The organism is Acidisarcina sp. (genome assembly GCA_035539175.1).
In the GTDB taxonomy this organism is placed as follows: domain Bacteria; phylum Acidobacteriota; class Terriglobia; order Terriglobales; family Acidobacteriaceae; genus JANXZS01.
In genome coordinates this window covers 676,810-694,156 of record DATLIY010000008.1, presented here as the reverse complement: position 1 = coordinate 694,156, position 17,347 = coordinate 676,810, and the positions used below count along the sequence as shown (strand labels likewise).

The following is a 17,347-nucleotide window of genomic DNA, read 5'->3' as shown; positions in this document are numbered from 1 at the left end:
AGCTGAGCTCTGCGGAGCTACAGTCTACTTCGTTGTGGTTGGCCTGGGTGCCGGATGGGTTGTACCAGCCGGGTGGGTTGTGCCAGCCGGCCGGGGAGCCGAAGGAACCCCTGCCGATGCGGGAGGAGCCGGTACACCGGACTTGGCGTTGTACGCCTGCACAACCGCAGCGGTAATGTCCGTTGACTGGTTCGCCCACAGAATCGGGCTCTGCTGCGTGCTGATGTCCACTACCAGCGTGTAGCCGTTCTGCTGGGCATAGCTCTGGAGTACCTCGTAGACCTTCTGCGCCAACTGCTGGTACATCTCGCTGGCTTCGTTCTGGAAGTCATTCTGCGCGTCTTCCGCACTGCGCTGAAGGCTCTTTTCCTTCTCGTCGATGGTCCGGGTCCGCGTGGCGCGCTCCTGGTCGCTGAGCTTCTCCCCCTGTGACTTCAACGAAGTCTTCAGGGATTCGATCTCGTCGCTCTGGGCCTTGAGCTGGTTCTGTTTGGGTTCAAACTTCGCCTTGAGTTGACCGAAGTTGCGCTGCCCCTCATTGGTCCCCGCCACGGCAGGTTGAAAGGCGATGATGGCGATCTTGGTCGGTCCCGCGGGCGCTGTTGCAGCGGCTGCGGAGGGATCGGCGGGGCTGGTCTGGGCAAAGGCCGTCATGCCGAGGCCGGACGCGAGCAGGCAAACAATTGTCAACGAACGCTTCATTAGATTTTCAAAACTCCTTCGGTTCTTCAGGTCGAGATTGTCCGCATTCCCTCACGGAAGCAAGTCTGCGCTTCCTGTTCACCTCTAGCTGCACTTCCAGACGGGCAGCTTCCTGCCCGAGACTCGGCTGGAAATTTGCTGGAAGAGACGCGGACAGAGACTTCGCAGGAACTTGCAAGAATTATAGGGATGGGGGCATAGAGCGTCAAACCGGGAAGAACCTTGTCTTCCCGGTTTGGTCCGGTTTTAGAACGTCGTACTAACCGTCAGGCGGAAGGTCTTCTTCGGTTCCCGCAGCTGGTAGTAGGGGCCATATAGCTGCTGCGACAGGTCATAGGAGTAATCGCCCGCGCCGCCCGCCGGGAACATCGACCGCGTAATCAGGTTCTCTCCCGGGACGCGAGTGAACAGACGCAGCGGGTTGTAGGCGTAATAAATACGGAAGGGAGCGTTGACGATCGGCAGAATCACCTGAAGCTCGGCGCCCGTCGACATACGGGGAACAAAGTTCGTCCCGTAAATCGGCCGGATTATCCGCGAGAACTGAACCTGCGTTCCGCCCTGGCAGGCTCCATTGATATAGGTGGGGCAGCCATAGAGGGGAGCATTCAGAACGTCAGCTCCCTCGACACTCTGCTTCAACTGCGACTTCCGCAGGGCCACGTCGATGCCAAAGTCATCAAAGAGGGCGAAGGTAACCGGGCCGGCAATCGGAATACGGTATTCGAGGTTGCTGGAGAACGTCGTATCGCCACCGACCGACACAATGCCGTAAACCGGGATCGGAACCTGGATTGGACCCTGCTGCGGATTCTGCGGATCCTTGGGAACCGTTGAGCCATCCGGGTTTGTCAGGTTGAAGAGCACCCGCGTCGGGATGTAGGCATACGGGGTGGCGGCGCGGACGTCGAAGCCGCGGATATCGCCCTCACCACCGGTATAGAAGCGGTTGGTCGGCGGTGCAACTTCGCCGCCAAATCCCTGTACATAGGCTGCCTGCAGGCGATAGCCCAGCACGTTCCGGCCCTCGTAGTTCTTGCGCAGCCCCTTCATGGACATGAACTGCTTGTATTCCAGAATCGGGGTGAAGTAGCGGACATTTCCGCCCAAACCTGCGACCTGGAAAGCCGCCGACATCTCATTGCCGTTGCGCGGCTTGTAGACGCTGTCCATGTGGTTATACGAGAAGCTGAACGACGCCGAGCTGGTAAGGATGCCTTCGAGCGCGTTCTGTCCCTGGATGCCGCCACGGAACGCCAACGTCTGGAAAAGATTGGAGGACGCGGCGCTGAACGTGGTGATCGAGGACCGGCTGAGCGAATAGGTGATCCCAACGCGCTTGAAGGAGCGGCGGATCGGGTAGCTGGCCGACAGGCTGAATCCGGTGGACGACTGGTTATAGTTCTGGATCAGCGACTGCGAAGCCGCCGACAGGTTCGCGCTCTGCCCGGTCGTCGCCTGGTAGTTCTTTGCCGAGTTGTAGTCGTACTTGCTGGCAAATACCTGGAAGCCAACATTCAGCGGGCGATTCCTCAGGTAAGGCTCGGTGAATCCGAACTGCAGGTTACGCGACAGGTTGCCGACGTTCGCCTGCACACTGAGCGTTTCACCCAGTCCAAGGAAGTTGTTCGTCTGGTAGTTCAATCCGATAAACGATCCGGAGAGGCCGCTGACGCCGCCGTTCAACCCGATGGAGTTCTTGCCCTTTTCCTTCACCTTCAGCAGCAGCTCTACCGTGCCATTCTGCGCATCCTGATGCGTTTCGGAATCCTGGTCTACCTTAAGCGGATCGAAGTAGTCGAGCTGGTTCAAACGCAGCAGGCTCGATTCCCACAGGCTGCTGTTGTAGACCTGTCCCTCTTCAAGCAGCAGTTCGCGGCGGATCACGCGGTCGCGAGTGATGGTATTGCCCTGGAACTCGATCCGCGAGACGTAGAACTGCTTGCCTTCGTCGATATCGATGTCAAGCTGAATGGTCTTCTTCGCTTCATCGATCTTCGGCTGCGGAACCGCGGCGAAATTGATGTAGCCCAGTTGTCCGTATGCCTTGCGAAGATTTTCCAGACCCTTGCCGGTCAGGGTCGCGTTGAAGTAGTCGCCATCCTTCATGGCGAACTGCGCACGCAAAGCCCGCGTATTCGTAATCTTGGTGTTGCCGGTAAAGGTGATGCCCGAGAGGCGATAGCGCTCGCCCTCCTCGATGGGCATGCGGATATCGATTCGCTTGCCCTTCTTCGGCCGGAAGGTAAACAGCGACAGGCCGCCTTCGTTGCGGATGTGGGTCAGCGGCTCGGCTACCTGGGCGCGGAAATATCCCTTGTCGCGATATGCCTGGCGCACGCGCTCCGCGTCTTCTTCCAGCTTGCTGGCGTCATAGGTCTTGGCGAACAGGTGCTCCAGCAGGAGGGAGTGGGGCACGCCAATGGGCCGCAGATTCCTCATCGCGGCACGCAACTGGCGCGAGTTCAAGTGCTCATTGCCCGTAAATTGAATCTTGCCTACCTTGACCGTCGGGCCTTCCTTCACCTGGAAGTTGACCGATACCGATGCCGGCGGGATTGTCTTGATGTCTGTCTTGATGGTGGCGAACTGGTGGCCGTGCTCGCTCAGCAACTCTTTGATCACGGTCTCCGCGCGCTTGATCTTCGTCGGGTCGTACTGGCTCTCTACCGAGAGACCGACCTTCGCCTTCTTGAAGCGATCCAGCACGTCGGACTGCGTAACCGAGTTCAGGCCCTTGTAGTTGATCTCGCGGATGGTGGGCTTCTCGCGGACAAACACGTCCAGAACGGCACCCTTGGGAGTGTCCTCGCGCTCGATGCGAACATCTTCAAAATAGCCTGTGTTCCACAAGGAATTGAAGTCCCGCTCAATGGCAAGAGGATCGAACGTGTCGCCCGGATGGGTAAACAGGCGCGCAAGAATCGTCTCTTTCGGGATGCGCCGGTTGCCAATGACACGGATCGAGGTGATTGTCTCCTGTTGCGCGTACGCGGAAACCGCAAAGAACACAAGAAACAGCGCCAGAGCCTTCGTCATGCGACGAAGGAGCGGGCGCGAAGCTGGATGCTTTTCATGTCGGGAGCTCTGGCTCCCTGGAAGAACGACGGGAAGAATAGGCACACCCTCACTGCAAAAAATCATGTCGTGCTTGAGGAAAAGGCGATTATATGTGACGGAAGGGGCTTGACCCAACTCCGGGGTCGACTCGACGATCGCTTCTGGCATTAAACGAGCCCCCGCAAGACGCCGGCAACAGGCTCGTCAGCTTTCCAGCTCTGTCTGGATGAAGTACTCCTGAGCTGCACTATCCCAGATAATCTGGAGCACATTTGGTTTGCAGCATACCTGGCAATCCTCGACGTAACTTTGCCGGCTGCCCGCAGACTCATCCACCACGGTTTCATTCCACTCTCCACAGCCAGCGCATTGGAAGCCACTCGCGAACGGCATGCTCCCTCCTGCATCGGCACATCGTCTCTTAGTCTATCGGACGGAGGCGGTTTTGGCTTCGCCGGAAGACAGCTTTCGCACCTGAACCACAACAGAATAGAAAGTGGCCCCCCGCCCGAGGTCCGTCAGCCGCTCCGACGTCAGCACGTTTATATTGTGGCCATCCCCGGAAAACTTGTTCCAGTCCAGGCGGGCGGCGACCACGCCTGCGCTCACCGACTCTCCAAGAAGAGCCCGCAGATACAGGCTTCCACGGTCATTGGACACCTCGACCCAGTCTCCATCCTCGATGCCGCGCGGCGCGGCATCCACCGGATTCATCTCCAGCCGCGAGCCGGTGCGGGCCTCCATCTGGCGATGCCCAGGCAGATTCGCGAAGGTGGAATTCATATAGTTATCAGCCTTGCGCGCCAGAAGCTCCAGCGGATATTTTTCGCTCGCCGAGTGGCGCGATTCCGTCGCAGGCCGGAAGGTGGGCATCGGATCCTGCCCCTGCGCAGCCAGAGCCTCGGAATAAAACTCCACCTTTCCGCTCGGCGTGTTCAATCTTCCCGTGGCGAAGGGCAGAAAGGGCTGGCCCTCTGCCTCCTCCTCGAACCGCAGCCGGATATGCCCCTCTTCCTCCAGCCTCTCGAGCGTCACACCCTCCATTCCCGGATTGCAGGAGGTTCGCTCCCCAGGCTGACCGTCCTTCAGGCGGAGCGCCTGGTTGATCAGATCCTCAGCCGAGTCGCGGAAGCACGGTTCGGAAAAGCCCATCTGCTGCGCCAGACGGCTGAAGAGCCAGACATTCGATCGCGCCTCACCCAGCGGATGAATCGCCGCATTCGAGAGCTGGAGGTAGTAGTGGCCGTATGCGCCCTGAATGTCCTTCTGCTCCAGAAAGGTGGTGGCTGGCAGCAGAATATCCGCGTAATCCGCCGTATCCGTAAAGAACTGCTCGTGCACCACGGTGAAGAGATCTTCCCGGCTCAACCCGCGCAGCACGGCAGTCTGGTTCGGAGCCACGGCAGCCGGGTTCGAGTTGTAGACAAACAGCGCCTTTACGGGAGGACCGTCCTCCGGCTCACTGCCCAGCTCGGTCAATGCATGACCCAGCTGCGACATGTTGACCACGCGCGCCGGGCGCTTCAAGGGGCTCTCCAGCATCAGGTCCGGCCGCTCCAACGCTACCTTGTCAAACTGGAAGGCACCGCTGGTCGAGAGCTGAAAGCCCCCTCCCAGGTGCCGCCACGCGCCGGTGAGCGCAGGCAGCATGGCAATCGCCCGCGCGGCCGTTCCGCCAAACTCGGAGCGCTGCACTCCGTAATTCATGCGAATCACCGCCGGCGCAATCGTGGCGTACTCATGAGCCAGCCGCTCCACATCCGCCGCCGGCATGCCAGTCCAGGCCGCCACCCGCTCCGGCGTGTATTGCGCAACATGCCGTTGAAGCTCTTCGAAGCCATGCGTCTGCTCGGCGACGTAGGCCTCGTCGTACAGACGATCGCGGATGAGAATGTGCATCATCCCCAGCGCCAGCGCAGCGTCGGTTCCCGGATTGATCGCAATGTGCCAATCGGCGAGCCGCGCCGTGCGCGTCTGGTAAGGATCGATCACCACCAGCTTCGCGCCCTGGCGGCGGGCATCCTCGATCATCGGCCACAGGTGGACATTATTGCCGTGGATGTTCGCAGCCCACGCGATGATGTATCGCGCATGACGAAAGTGTTCCGGATCCGTACCCAGCTTGCGTCCATACACCGAAACCAGGGCATCGCCCCCGGCGGTGGAGCAGATGGTTCGATCCAGTTGCGAAGCTCCCAGACGATGGAAGAAGCGGCGATCCATGGAGCCGTAGCCCAGCGTTCCGATGGTTCCCGCGTAGCTGTAAGGCAGAATCGCTTCCGGGCCAAACTTGCGGCTGATGTGCGCCAGGCGCTGCGCAATCGTCTCCAGCGCCTCATGCCAGGAGATCGATTCGAATGCCGCCATCTCCTTACCCCGGGGCAAGGGGCCCTTGGCCGCGGTATCGCGGCGGCGCATCGGTTGCAGCAGGCGTGCGGGCGAGTAGACGCGATCCAGGTACTTCGCCACCTTGCCGCACAGGAAGCCCTGCGTCACGGGGTGCGACGGATCCCCCTGAATCCTGGTCGCGCGGCCATCCGCGTTCACCGTCACCAGGACCCCGCAGGAGTCCGGGCAATCGTGCGAACACACAGCATGGATGGTCTTCGATGCGGGCATACGTCATTCTAGGTTGCCCGGGGACCTCCGTACAAACGCAGGAGGCAAAGCAGGTCCTTCGCTACGCTCAGGATGACAAACGTGGGTGTTAGGGAATGACAAGCAGATCGCTCGCTTCGGGAGGGTGACAAGCAGGTCCTTCACTTCGTTCAGGATGACAAGTTTGATTGTTCAGGATGATAAGTTTGATTGTTCAGGATGGCAAGTTTGATTGCTCAGGATGACAAGTTGGATTGTGCAAGATGGCAGAGATGACCGCTCAGGGTGACGCGTCCCCACTCACGCTTGTCATCCTGAGCGTAGCGAAGGACCTGCTTTGCCTCCCTGAAGCCCCCGAAGACAGGCAAGGCCCGGTCCAAAGACCGGGCCTTGCCCACCCACCTTCAAACTCCGCTACTGCTTCGGTGCGAAGTAGCCCTTCCTGGCGCGCACGTTGTACTGGCGGTCGTTCGCGAAGAGGTAGATCGTACGGAACGAGCCGTCGGCCTTGAAGTCCGCCGGAGTATAGGACAGAGCGTATTGGCTGCGCAGCTCATCCTGAATCTCATGGAAGCTCTGTGCCATATCCTCGATCCGCTTGGGGAAGTAGCAGGAGCCGCCCGTAGCATCGGCCATCTTCTGCAGGACTGTGTCGCCGCGCCCGCGGCTGGGGCTCACATTCGTGCTGATCGCGTAGATGATTGTCTCCGCCCGCTGGCACATCTTGATGGCGTCGTCCAGGTAGGCGCGGCTCTGGTTGTCGTCTCCATCGGAGATCAGCACCATGGCCTTGCGAACCGGCTCCTGTCCCCGAGACGTATCCAGCAGCTTGTCGCGGCAGGCCGTATAAACGGCATCGAAGAGAGCCGTTCCTCCACCGGGACGCAGCTTGCTGATGCCCGTCTCCAGCAGATCCTGGTTGTTGGTCCAGTCCTGCTTCAGATCCGGCGTTACGTCAAAGCCCATAACAAAAGCGCGGTCGCTCCTGGGGCGCAGCACCTGCATCAGGAATTCGCTGGCCGACTGCTGCTCAAACTGGAAGCGCTGACGAATCGACGTGCTTGCGTCGATGACCACCCCCACGCGGAGCGGCAGGTTCGTCTGCTGCGTGAACTTCGAAACCTTGGCCGGAGCCTTCTGATCATCCAGCAGCGCGAAATCACTCTGCTTCAAATCCTTCACAAAACGTCCGGTGTGCTTATCCGTAACGGTAAAGATCAGGTTCACTTCGTCCACGCTGCGCCGGATCGTGTACTCTCCCTCGCCGCTCGCTTCCGCAGGCTGACCTTGCTGCGATGCATCCGGAGTAGCCTGTGACGGCGTTCCGGCGGCTGGCGCAGGGCTTGCCGTAGCCGGTGCTGCCGTAGTCGATGGCGGTGTGGCTGGGGCCGGTGTAGCTGGAGCTGGAGCCTGGCTTGCCGGGACTGGAGTCGTGGCGGGGGCCTGCGGCCGTGCTGACGTCGTCTGGGCCAAGGCTCCGGAGGAGACGGCAAGCGCAAATGCCATGGCTGCAACCAGGGGAGCCTGCAGCCGGGTAGGGATGGGGTCTCTACGCATGTACTTCTTCCTCGATCAACTTCCTCGTTGAATTTATTTTATCAATGGGGGTGAGCCCGCTCTATCAAGGTCACGGGCCATTGGCTCAGGCGCGGATTGCCCTGGACTTCGCTTCTGCAGCAGCATCCAGCGTTCGCAGAAAATCTTTCAGCTCCTCCGGCAGCGCGGATTTCAACGACAACATCTTCCCGCTGCGCGGGTGCGCGAATTCAAGTTCCGCCGAGTGCAGAAAGTTTCGTTTCAGGGTGATTCCCTCCGGCTCCTGCTGGGTCCGCCGTTTGCCGCTGATGGCAACCGGTACAACAATACGAGTTGGCGCGCCGTAAAGTGTATCCCCCACAACGGGGTGTCCGATGGACGACATGTGTACGCGAATCTGATGGGTTCTGCCGGTCTCGATCTTCACCGCAACCAGCGTGAACTTGCCGTAACGCCCGGCGAAGCGCTTCAGCACCTGGTAATGCGAGATGGCGCTGCGTCCTCCCACATCTCTTTTTGTCGTCATCCGCGTGCGGCGGACCTGATCGCGGCTGATCGCCGCATTGACCGTACCGGTCTCCTTCTCGATCTCTCCATGAACCAGTGCGAGATAGGTCTTGGACATCTTCCGCGCGGCGAACATATCGGCCAGCTTGCCATGCGCCCAGTCGTTCTTGGCTACGATGATCAGGCCGCTGGTCTCCTTGTCGAGCCGATGCACGATGCCGGGCCGCAGATCGCCGCCCGTGGTCGACAGGCTGCGGAAGTGGTGCAGAATGGCATTGACCAGCGTGCCGCGGTTCCGCGCGTCATCGGTGGCTCCAGCGCCTGCATGCACCATCATTCCCGAGGGCTTGTTCACCACGGCAAGATCTTCGTCTTCGTACACAATGTCGAGCGGGATATCCTCGGCTATGGCACGCAGCGGGGCTGGCCGGGCCTCTCCCAGTACAGAGATGTGCTCCTCCCCGCGCAGGCGCAGCGAGGCTTTCGCCGGTTTACCATCCACCAGCACCCCGTTCTGCTCCAGCAGCAACTGGATGCGCGAACGGCTGACGGACTCCATCTGCTGCACCAGAAACTGGTCCAGACGCTGACCTGCGGACTCCTGCGGCACGGTCCAGGAGCGCGGCTGAGGTTCTTCCTGCGGATTGGGACGTTCAGGCGGTATAGACACTAGCTCTCACTGTATCGTGTTTCCACCACAGCATGCCTCCCGCGACCACCAACACCACCGCCAGATACTGTCCGAGCGTCAGTGGACCGTTGAGGATCCCGGCTTGTGCGCGACCGCTGAGAAATTCGAGAAAATAGCTCCCCAGCCCGATCAGAAAGAGCCACGTACCCATCACCTCGCCGGGCTGCAGCCGCCGGAGAAGCATCAGCAGCAGAACGAAAAGCCCCAACTCCAGGGCGCACTCATACAGTTGCGTTGGATGCAATGGAATGCCCTGCGGAGTTCCGGACCACCTCGCCGCCAGCCTGCTGTTGTAGACCACAGCCCACGGCAGATGGGTAGGGCTGCCATAGTCCAAGCCGGCCGCAAACGAGCCAAGGCAGACGATGGCATGGCCCAGGGCCAGCGATGGCGCCAGAACGTCCAGCGTGCGCAGCAACGGCAGCTTTACGATGAGCGCGTATACCAGCCCGGTAAGCAGTGCCAGCACGCTGCCGCCGAGCAGCAGCCAGGGAGTGCGCATCGTCGCGAGGCCAGCCATCCACAACGGCGCGGAGCGGAAGTCTCTCCAGTTCAGCAGTACCAGCAAAACACGCGAACCCACCAGCCCGGAGAAGACCATCGTCACCCCCAGGTTCCATATCTCGTTTGCGTTGATCTGGAGCACTCGCGCCAGCCGAACGCTCAGAAACATTGCAGCCAGCACAGCAATGGCGGCAAAGATGCCAAACGTAGGAACTGCGATGGGGCCGAACTGGAAGAGGAGAGGATGCACCGTGGGCTGGGCCGAACTCCGCGCCGCGGCGCAGAAAAATAGAAGACCGACCCGCTGGGCCGTGGCTAGTTCTCTGGTGAACCCGTCCTAAGACGGTGGGACTCTCCGCAGCTCTTTAGGCGTTCCGGACTGGCGGACTGCACACCGAGCCGATTCTTCGAGTCGAGTCCCTGTTCGATGATTAAAGGTTCAACCAGAGTTGACCACACCACCTGCTTCGCAGGCCGGTTTCTGTCAGGATGCTAGCGGGTGTCGGCTCACTTGGCAAGCGCCGGGGTAAAACAGAAATTGGCGGCACAAAACTGGCCACGCTGACCAATCTCCGCGAAAGGGGATTTCCCCTCTATTTCCCATGAGCTTGCGCAGGCGGAGAACGGCGTATGCGGGGGTATTGCGGGGGGAAAGCAGGTCCTTCGCTTCGCTCAGGATGACAAAAAGATTTTGCTGAGGGCGACAAACAGACTTGCTCAGGATGACAAACCTAAGCGTTGAAGGATCGCGGATATTGTCATCCTGAACGAAGTGAAGGACCCGCTTTGCCACCCTCTGATGAAGAATCTGTCCAGTGAAAACCGGAGCGGAAACGCTAGCCGATCCGGCGCTCCTCGCCGAGGACGGAGTCGAGCAGCCCTGCCAGGTTGCTGGCGCGGGAGCGGATGCTGGTCTGCGTCTCGCTCATGCTGCCGCTTAACGCGCGATATTTCTCGGCCAGCATGGCAAGCTCGTCGGCAATGTTCAGCGCAGCCAGCACGGCAACCCGCAGTGAGTCCACCGTGGTGCCCTGCGCGGCCACCGCGCGCATCTTCGAGTCGACCATGCCCGCCAGCATCTGGATGTATTCCTGGTCGTGGCCGCGTAAGTGATAGATCTGGTCGTAGATCTCCACCGTCACGCTGCTCATCTGCTGTTCGTCGTTCGAAGGTGCTGTCATAGGCCGCAGTTCCTCAATCAGACTGCAAGATCATCGAGTTGAGTCAAGAGTCGCTCCACGCGGTTGCGCACGCCATCGCGCTCACGCCGCAGGCCGGTAAGTTCCGCTTCCAGGCTGGCGAGCATGGCATTGCTCTCTTCCAGCCGCTGTTCGGCGGTCGAAGCACGCTCTTCGGCAGCAGCGCGTTGTTCCCGCTCCGACTTGAGCAATTGCACGGTGCGCAGCACTCGTTGCTCCAGAGCCTGGAAATCGTCGATGGCGATTGCCTGCTCCGGCTCCCCTAATGCAAGTGTTGGCATAGTTGTTTCGTCCACTGTTTTTGCCGCTCCCTTGGCGCAGTATAGCGCCGATAGGCCCTTAAAGGCCCGTAAACCGGAAGAAAACACACCTGGCAGGTGCCAGAACATGTTCTTTCGCCGCGTTTTTACCGTACATTCTTTCGTCCCCGTTCAGCGATGCCCCATAAGCCGCAGTCGCCGCTACGCGGACGGTGTAGATTCCTCAACTGCGCAGACGTCCCCCAAGTTGCTCCATCGCTTTCAGAATCTGCTCGGAGTAACCCTGCACTTCCTCTTCGCGCAAGGTGCGCTCCTGCGATTGAAAGACGGTGCCCAGCAGCAGAGAGTACTCCGGCTTCTCCTGCTTTCTGTCGCGGAAGACCTCCTTTGCCGCCACGCTGACCAATTCTTCGATGCGCAATTCGCGCAGTGCGCCGTCCACCTGCGACCAGAGAACCGTATCGGGAAAGATCAACGAAAAATCGCGGCGCACGGCCTGGAAGCGCGATAGCTCCCGCGCTGACGGCTGGCGCAATGCCTGGCGATACAGCCGGTCGAGGTAGATTTCGCCCACGAAGACCTTCTGCTTCAGCTTTCTGCTGTGCGCTTCCGCTGGATGCAGCTCTCCGAAGTAGCCGATCGTCGAGCCCTCCACGACCACCCGCGCAGAACGCCCCGGATGCAGCCATTTCGGCATCAGGTGGCTCTCCACGGCAAAGTTGTCAAAGTAGAGGGAGCGCATCGCAAAGCGGCTCAGCAGCTCTTCGATCGAGCCCTTTACGTCGTAGAAGTCCACTGGCCGCGGCGGCTGATGCGGTCCTTCGACGGCGGTCAGCCCGGTTGCGCCTATGGACAGCGCGGGCCGCTCGTCCACGCGGTCTGTTGTTCCGCTGAAGACGGTCCCCATTTCGAAGAGCCGCACATCCTCCACATTGCGGTTCAGATTGCTGCCCAGCATGGTCAGCATTCCCGGCACCAGCGAAGGCCGCAGGATGCCGGCTTCTTCGTTCAAAGGATTGCCCATGGCGACGGTGGACGAGGGCTGCGGCGCAAATGCAACCGCATCGGTTGCAGATGCAAAGGTGCTGGACAACGCCTCATTCCAGCCCAGCGCCAGCAGGGTCGAGCGCACCGCATCCTGCTGCCGCGCCCAGGGCAGCTCCACCACGGTGCAATCCAGCACGGGCAGCGTATTGGCAAAGCGGTTGTACCCATAGACGCGGGCGATCTCTTCGATCAGGTCGATTTCGCGCTCCAGATCGAGCCGCCAGCTTGGCAGGGTTACGTCGTAGACGCCCTCGGAATGCAGCACCAGCGAGCAGCCCAGCGCCGTCAGCACGTTCTCAACAATCGACGTGGTGATTCCCTCTGCGTCAACCGTCGTTCCCAGGATGCGGCGAACCTCGCTCAGCTCCAGCCGGACAGCGGAGCGGTTTGCCGTGCGTGCCGCGGCCTCGGGAATGGCAACGTCCACCAGTTCGCCCTCTGCTTCGCCACCATCGGCCAGCAGCATGCGGCTCACCAGCGCGGAAGCTACCGGAGGAGCATTAAAGTCGGCGCCGCGTTCAAAGCGATGCGAGGCATCCGTATGCAGGCCATGACGGCGCGAGGTGCCGCGAATGCTTGCCGGATCGAACCATGCCGCTTCCACCAGCACGTTCTTCGTCTCCGGAGTAATCATCGAGTCCCAGCCGCCCATCACGCCGGCAATCGCCAGTGCCTTCTTCTCGTCAGCCACCACCAGGTCGTCGGGATACAGCGTGCGCTCTACGCCATCCAGGGTGCGCAGCTTTTCGCCTTTGCGGGCGCGGCGGACAACGATGCCGCCCTCCAGCTTGTCGAGATCGAAGACGTGGGTGGGCTGCCCCATCGCAATCCACGCGTAGTTGGTCGCATCCACCGCATTGGAAATCAGCTTCTGCTCGAGCGCGGCGAATCGCCGGGCCAGCAACCCCGTAGAGGGTTTGATGGTGACGCTGCGCAGCACGCGCGCCGTGAATCGGCCGCAGAGATCGGGTGCTTCAATGCGCACCGGGTAGGGCTTGGTTGCAGACGTGGACCCGGATGTGGACCCGGACACGGGTACGGAAGCATCGAGCGGCGGCAGAGCCAGCCCATAGATCGCGCTCGCCTCGCGTGCGATGCCGTAGTGGTTCATCGCGTCTACGCGGTTGGTCGTGATGTCCATCTCGAGCAGCAAGCCCTTGCCGGGGCCAAGGTCAAAGGCGCCATCCACGGCGATGCCACGCAGCGTCAGGTCCTCGGCAAGCTTATGGTCCTCCACGGGAATCCCCGGGAGATATTCACGCAACCACTCCGTCAGAATCTTCATGACTTCAGCAAATCAGCGAGTTAGCAAGCCAGCGGAACAGCAAGTCAGCGGCGGAAATCACCCTTGTCCCTGGGTATTGCCGTTAATTGCGGCGATCAGTCCATTCAGCAGTCTTGCTACTTCCTCGCACTCTTCGCATAATCCTTTCGCTGCCCGTGCATCGAAATAGCCGACGTCACGAGCCAAATCAATCTGTGTCTCCAGTTCAAACAATGACCCGCGAGCCTGCGCCAGAAAGGTGCGCAAACCTGGATCGGAGAGCCTGCCGTGTCCTTCCGCGATGTTGCTGGGAATAGACACTGCAGCACGCCGCATCTGGCTGGTCAGCCCAAAGATCTCTTCGCGGGGGAATGCACGAGTGGCCGAGTAAACATCGCGGGCAAGTTGCATGGCCTTCTGCCACACGATCAGGTCCCGAAAATGCCTGGTTCTTGCCAATTCTGCCTACTTTTGCTGACTCGCTGACCGCCCCTTTGCTGACTCGCTAACCTGCTGCCCCTAAGCAAATTGCCGCAAAAACCTCATATCTCCCGAATAGAACTGGCCGATATCGCTTACGCCGTACTTCATCATCGCGATGCGCTCGACGCCCATGCCGAAGGCAAATCCACTGATCTTCTTCGGGTCGTAGCCGGGCTGTTTCTGCTGCACAAAGCCGAACACCGCGGGGTCCACCATGCCGCAGCCCAGCAACTCGATCCATCCCGAGTGCTTGCACTTGCGGCAGCCCTTGCCGCCGCAGAAGATGCAGCTGATCTGCACATCTGCGCTCGGCTCCGTGAAGGGGAAGAACGACGGGAAGAAGCGCGTCTTCACTCCCAGGCCGAAGAACGCCTTCATCGCGCGATCGAGCGTTCCTTTTAGATCACTGAAAGTTACGTTTTCCCCGACGCACAAGCCCTCCACCTGGTGAAAGATCGGCGAGTGCGTGGCATCAGACGCGTCATTACGATGTACCTTGCCCGGAATCACGATGCGTACCGGCGGCGGCTGCTGCTCCATCGTGCGGATCTGCACCGGCGAAGTATGGGTGCGCATCAGCAGCCGATCGCGCAGGGGGCGACGCTCCTGGTTCGCCACCACCAGCGTGTCCTGGGTGTCGCGTGCCGGATGATTCGGCGGAAAATTCAGCGATTCGAAGTTGTAGTAGTCGGTCTCGACCTCAGGCCCCACTCCGACGGAGTAGCCCATGCCCTGGAAAACGGAGACGATCTCGTTCATCGTGCGCAGGATCGGATGCTCCGCGCCGATCAAGTTGCGGGTCCCGGGCAGAGTGACGTCGATGGCCTCGCGCGCCAGGGCGGCATCATCCGGCCCGGCGCTGCCGGCGCTCGCCAGCAGCTCTTCTACCTGCTCCTTCAGCTTGTTAAAGCGCTGGCCAATCTGCTTCTTCGCCTCTGGGGGAGCGGACTTCAGCCACGCCTCGCTTACCAGCTTCAGCCGTCCCTGTTTGCGCCCCAGCCACTCCAGCCGAAAGTGCTCAACCGCTTCCGGCGAGGCCAGCGCCCGGGCTGACTCGGCGGCCTGCGCGGCAAGCGCGCCGAAAGCCTGTTCCAGCGCGGCTTCGTCAAAGCTGCTCAATTGTGGAATCTGTTCTTGCGACATGGTCTATCTAAAAGAATAAACCACTGCCCGGGAACCATCGGGGCGAATCACGGGGTCAAATCACCGGCGGTCGAATTGCTGCGGTCGAATTGCTGGGACCGAATTACTGAGGCCGAGATATCGCGTCCAGCAGCGTCCCGGGAGAGTGGATCCTTCAGGCATAGACGCTTACGCGGTAGTCCAGCAGAATCTCGGCTGCTTCTATGGTCGCGCCGCGTGCCGTCAGCGGCGGAGGCCCCAGCACATGCGCGCTGAACTGGTCCCCCTCCCACTCAATCCGGGCGACCTGCCTCGTGTCCTTGAGCGTTGTTACGTAGTACGCGGCGAACCCATCGCGCGGATAGGTCGGGCTCGGAGATGCAATCGTCGCAGGGATCTGCATGACACGATTCTGTCCGAATCCGATTTTCCATGCAATCCACAAACAGCAGGGAATCGCTGTGCCCCGCAAATTCCGGTTTCTTTATGGGAATATGGCAAAAAGAAGAGGCGCAGCTTGTTGCTGCGCCTCTTCTTTTTTATTGCGATGTTAATTTCCAGCTCGCGGTTACGCCGCTGCCGTCGCGCTCAGCGCAGACTTTGCCTGCGCCACAAGCGCTGCAAAACCTTCTGCGTCGTTGACGGCGATGTCTGCCAGAACCTTGCGGTCCAGCTCCACGCCAGCCTTCTTCAATCCGTTGATCAGCAGGCTGTAATTCAAGCCGTTCAACTGTGCCGCGGCGTTGATACGCACAATCCAGAGAGAGCGATACTGGCGCTTCTTCTGGCGGCGGCCAATGTAGCTGAACTTCATGCCGCGCTCTACGGCTTCCTGCGCAGCCTGGTACAGCTTGGATTTGGTGAGGAAATATCCACTCGCCCGCTTGAGAATCTTCTTGCGGCGATCGTTCCGCTTCGTACTCCGTTTTACACGGGGCATTTTGTTCTTCTCCTTTGCGTGTTTCGTTGTGCGGCTGGAGGCAGGAGGCGTCACCCGTTGGGGGACGCTTTAGACCTCTTCACTCGCTTGCATCTCGGATCTCTCGGAGCCTGCAAATCAGGCTTTCCGGGGGCCATTGCGGAACGCTTTACCGCGGCCCGAACCCTGTCAGGGGTTGATCAGAGGTAAGGAATCATGCGCGAAACCTTCGCGTAGTCGGCGTCCGACACCAGTACAACCTTGGCGAGCTTGCGCTTGGACTTGATCGACTTCGACGTAAGGATATGGCGCATCTTGGTCTGGCCGCGCTTGATTTTGCCGGTACCAGTCTTCTTGAAGCGCTTCATCGCGCCCCGGTGACTCTTTAGTTTGGGCATGGTTGTCCTACTTCGATTGACGTACGTGCAACATCAACCAGTCTACAGGTCTTGGCACACCTCAGGCAACCCTTGCCGGATTAGAGGCTTGCGGACATGTCCCGCAAGCCCCGGTCCGGGCGAAATCGAGGCAGGCAGAAAACCCGCAGTCGAAAAACCAGGGGCAGTCGAAAACCAGGGATCGCGGAGGCCGCCCGGCTTGCTGTCTTTACGGCTGAACAGGAGTCGTCGGCGCGGGTGCTGCAGCCACAGGCACCGTTTTTGCCTCAGGCTTCGGCGCAACGGGCTTGGCAGGCTTCTGCACCTCCGGCTTCTTGCCCGGAGCGATGATGGCGTGCAGCGTGGTCCCTTCCATGCGCGGCATAAACTCCACCACACCCAGATCGCCAATGTCCTGAATCAACCGATTGATGATCTTGTAGCCGAGGTCGCGGTGGGCCATTTGCCGCCCTTTGAAGCGCAGCGAAGCCTTCACCTTGTCGCCATCCGTAAGAAAGCCGATCGCCTTGTTCTTCTTCGTCACGTAGTCGTGCTCATCCACGGTGACGGAGAACTTCACTTCCTTGATGGTGATGATCTTCTGCTTCTTGCGTGCGGCGCGATCGCTCTTGTCCTTCTCGTACAGGAACTTTCCATAGTCCTGAATACGGCAGACCGGCGGTACGGCGCTGGGCGAAACCTCGACCAGATCGAGGCCGCGTTCGCGGGCGATCTTCAAGGCTTCAAATGGCGGGAGAATGCCGAGCTGGTTACCGGCATCATCTATAACACGCACTTCCCGTGCGCGAATCTTTTCGTTAATGCGAATGAACGACTTTGCTGAACGCTTATCGATGGGTCTCCTCCGGGACGCGAAGGGCGCACCCTTCGCCTGACGAGTATAGCATTGGTTTTGGAACTTTCCTGGGGAATCGATGCCACTGCAGCAACGTTCTACGCCAGGCCATTCCTGCTTCTTATTTAGATACGATCTCTTGCCCGAAAGGTTCGCTGGCGAAGGCAATCGCCTGACCAATTGATTTTTTTAGGAGAGTGACAGGTTGAGCGGCGTGGTATC

General features: G+C 60.1%; 16 protein-coding genes and 1 other RNA gene. All 17 read right to left on the bottom strand.

What is annotated here, in order from left to right:
* Nucleotides 1-24 precede the first annotated feature (24 nt).
* Complete coding sequence (locus tag VM554_10985) at nucleotides 25-702, bottom strand: OmpH family outer membrane protein (protein ID HVJ08901.1); 678 nt, start codon at nucleotides 700-702, stop codon at nucleotides 25-27.
* A gap of 246 nt (nucleotides 703-948) precedes the next feature.
* On the bottom strand, nucleotides 949-3,825 hold the full coding sequence (gene bamA / locus VM554_10980) for an outer membrane protein assembly factor BamA (GenBank protein HVJ08900.1): 2,877 nt from the start codon (nucleotides 3,823-3,825) through the stop codon (nucleotides 949-951).
* Between the two features lie 141 nt (nucleotides 3,826-3,966).
* A complete protein-coding gene (locus tag VM554_10975) occupies nucleotides 3,967-4,155 on the bottom strand; it encodes a CPXCG motif-containing cysteine-rich protein (GenBank protein HVJ08899.1) in 189 nt (62 codons plus the stop codon).
* A 33-nt stretch (nucleotides 4,156-4,188) separates the two neighbouring features.
* Complete coding sequence (locus tag VM554_10970; GenBank protein HVJ08898.1) at nucleotides 4,189-6,381, bottom strand: molybdopterin-dependent oxidoreductase; 2,193 nt, start codon at nucleotides 6,379-6,381, stop codon at nucleotides 4,189-4,191.
* A gap of 393 nt (nucleotides 6,382-6,774) precedes the next feature.
* On the bottom strand, nucleotides 6,775-7,917 hold the full coding sequence (locus VM554_10965) for a VWA domain-containing protein (GenBank protein ID HVJ08897.1): 1,143 nt from the start codon (nucleotides 7,915-7,917) through the stop codon (nucleotides 6,775-6,777).
* An 85-nt stretch (nucleotides 7,918-8,002) separates the two neighbouring features.
* Nucleotides 8,003-9,073: an RluA family pseudouridine synthase gene (locus VM554_10960; GenBank protein HVJ08896.1), complete on the bottom strand. Its 1,071-nt coding sequence runs from the start codon at nucleotides 9,071-9,073 to the stop codon at nucleotides 8,003-8,005.
* The gene (locus tag VM554_10955; GenBank protein ID HVJ08895.1) at nucleotides 9,057-9,848 is read right to left on the bottom strand and encodes a prolipoprotein diacylglyceryl transferase family protein; all 792 of its coding nucleotides are present in this window, start codon (nucleotides 9,846-9,848) and stop codon (nucleotides 9,057-9,059) included. The genes VM554_10960 and VM554_10955 overlap by 17 nt, the downstream gene beginning before the upstream one ends.
* 44 nt (nucleotides 9,849-9,892) lie before the next feature.
* A non-coding RNA gene (ssrS, locus tag VM554_10950) (6S RNA) lies at nucleotides 9,893-10,077 on the bottom strand.
* A gap of 357 nt (nucleotides 10,078-10,434) precedes the next feature.
* The gene (locus tag VM554_10945; GenBank protein HVJ08894.1) at nucleotides 10,435-10,779 is read right to left on the bottom strand and encodes a cell division protein ZapA; all 345 of its coding nucleotides are present in this window, start codon (nucleotides 10,777-10,779) and stop codon (nucleotides 10,435-10,437) included.
* Nucleotides 10,780-10,796: 17 nt separating this feature from the next.
* Nucleotides 10,797-11,078 (bottom strand): DUF4201 domain-containing protein, encoded by a 282-nt coding sequence (locus VM554_10940; protein HVJ08893.1) that lies wholly within the window; start codon nucleotides 11,076-11,078, stop codon nucleotides 10,797-10,799.
* A 202-nt stretch (nucleotides 11,079-11,280) separates the two neighbouring features.
* Nucleotides 11,281-13,389 (bottom strand): phenylalanine--tRNA ligase subunit beta, encoded by a 2,109-nt coding sequence (gene pheT / locus VM554_10935; protein ID HVJ08892.1) that lies wholly within the window; start codon nucleotides 13,387-13,389, stop codon nucleotides 11,281-11,283.
* A 57-nt stretch (nucleotides 13,390-13,446) separates the two neighbouring features.
* Nucleotides 13,447-13,827, bottom strand: a complete 381-nt coding sequence (locus tag VM554_10930; protein HVJ08891.1) for a four helix bundle protein — start codon at nucleotides 13,825-13,827, stop codon at nucleotides 13,447-13,449.
* A gap of 60 nt (nucleotides 13,828-13,887) precedes the next feature.
* Nucleotides 13,888-14,994 (bottom strand): phenylalanine--tRNA ligase subunit alpha, encoded by a 1,107-nt coding sequence (pheS, locus tag VM554_10925; protein HVJ08890.1) that lies wholly within the window; start codon nucleotides 14,992-14,994, stop codon nucleotides 13,888-13,890.
* 154 nt (nucleotides 14,995-15,148) lie between these two features.
* Nucleotides 15,149-15,376, bottom strand: coding sequence for a hypothetical protein (locus VM554_10920; protein ID HVJ08889.1), 228 nt, complete (start codon nucleotides 15,374-15,376; stop codon nucleotides 15,149-15,151).
* Between the two features lie 165 nt (nucleotides 15,377-15,541).
* A complete protein-coding gene (gene rplT / locus VM554_10915; GenBank protein ID HVJ08888.1) occupies nucleotides 15,542-15,913 on the bottom strand; it encodes a 50S ribosomal protein L20 in 372 nt (123 codons plus the stop codon).
* A 179-nt stretch (nucleotides 15,914-16,092) separates the two neighbouring features.
* Nucleotides 16,093-16,290 carry a 50S ribosomal protein L35 gene (rpmI, locus tag VM554_10910; protein HVJ08887.1) on the bottom strand — a complete coding sequence of 66 codons (198 nt, stop codon included), beginning with the start codon at nucleotides 16,288-16,290 and terminating at the stop codon, nucleotides 16,093-16,095.
* A gap of 208 nt (nucleotides 16,291-16,498) precedes the next feature.
* Nucleotides 16,499-17,293 (bottom strand): translation initiation factor IF-3, encoded by a 795-nt coding sequence (gene infC / locus VM554_10905; protein HVJ08886.1) that lies wholly within the window; start codon nucleotides 17,291-17,293, stop codon nucleotides 16,499-16,501.
* Nucleotides 17,294-17,347 lie beyond the last annotated feature (54 nt).

What these genes read in the sequence shown, in the direction of transcription:
- VM554_10985 (HVJ08901.1), bottom strand. Translation starts at nt 702, where the DNA reads ATGAAGCGTTCGTTGACAATTGTTTGCCTGCTCGCGTCCGGCCTCGGC.
- VM554_10975 (HVJ08899.1), bottom strand. Translation starts at nt 4,155, where the DNA reads ATGCCGTTCGCGAGTGGCTTCCAATGCGCTGGCTGTGGAGAGTGGAAT.
- VM554_10970 (HVJ08898.1), bottom strand. Translation starts at nt 6,381, where the DNA reads ATGCCCGCATCGAAGACCATCCATGCTGTGTGTTCGCACGATTGCCCG.
- VM554_10965 (HVJ08897.1), bottom strand. Translation starts at nt 7,917, where the DNA reads ATGCGTAGAGACCCCATCCCTACCCGGCTGCAGGCTCCCCTGGTTGCA.
- VM554_10945 (HVJ08894.1), bottom strand. Translation starts at nt 10,779, where the DNA reads ATGACAGCACCTTCGAACGACGAACAGCAGATGAGCAGCGTGACGGTG.
- VM554_10940 (HVJ08893.1), bottom strand. Translation starts at nt 11,078, where the DNA reads ATGCCAACACTTGCATTAGGGGAGCCGGAGCAGGCAATCGCCATCGAC.
- pheT (HVJ08892.1), bottom strand. Translation starts at nt 13,389, where the DNA reads ATGAAGATTCTGACGGAGTGGTTGCGTGAATATCTCCCGGGGATTCCC.
- pheS (HVJ08890.1), bottom strand. Translation starts at nt 14,994, where the DNA reads ATGTCGCAAGAACAGATTCCACAATTGAGCAGCTTTGACGAAGCCGCG.
- VM554_10920 (HVJ08889.1), bottom strand. Translation starts at nt 15,376, where the DNA reads ATGCAGATCCCTGCGACGATTGCATCTCCGAGCCCGACCTATCCGCGC.
- rplT (HVJ08888.1), bottom strand. Translation starts at nt 15,913, where the DNA reads ATGCCCCGTGTAAAACGGAGTACGAAGCGGAACGATCGCCGCAAGAAG.
- rpmI (HVJ08887.1), bottom strand. Translation starts at nt 16,290, where the DNA reads ATGCCCAAACTAAAGAGTCACCGGGGCGCGATGAAGCGCTTCAAGAAG.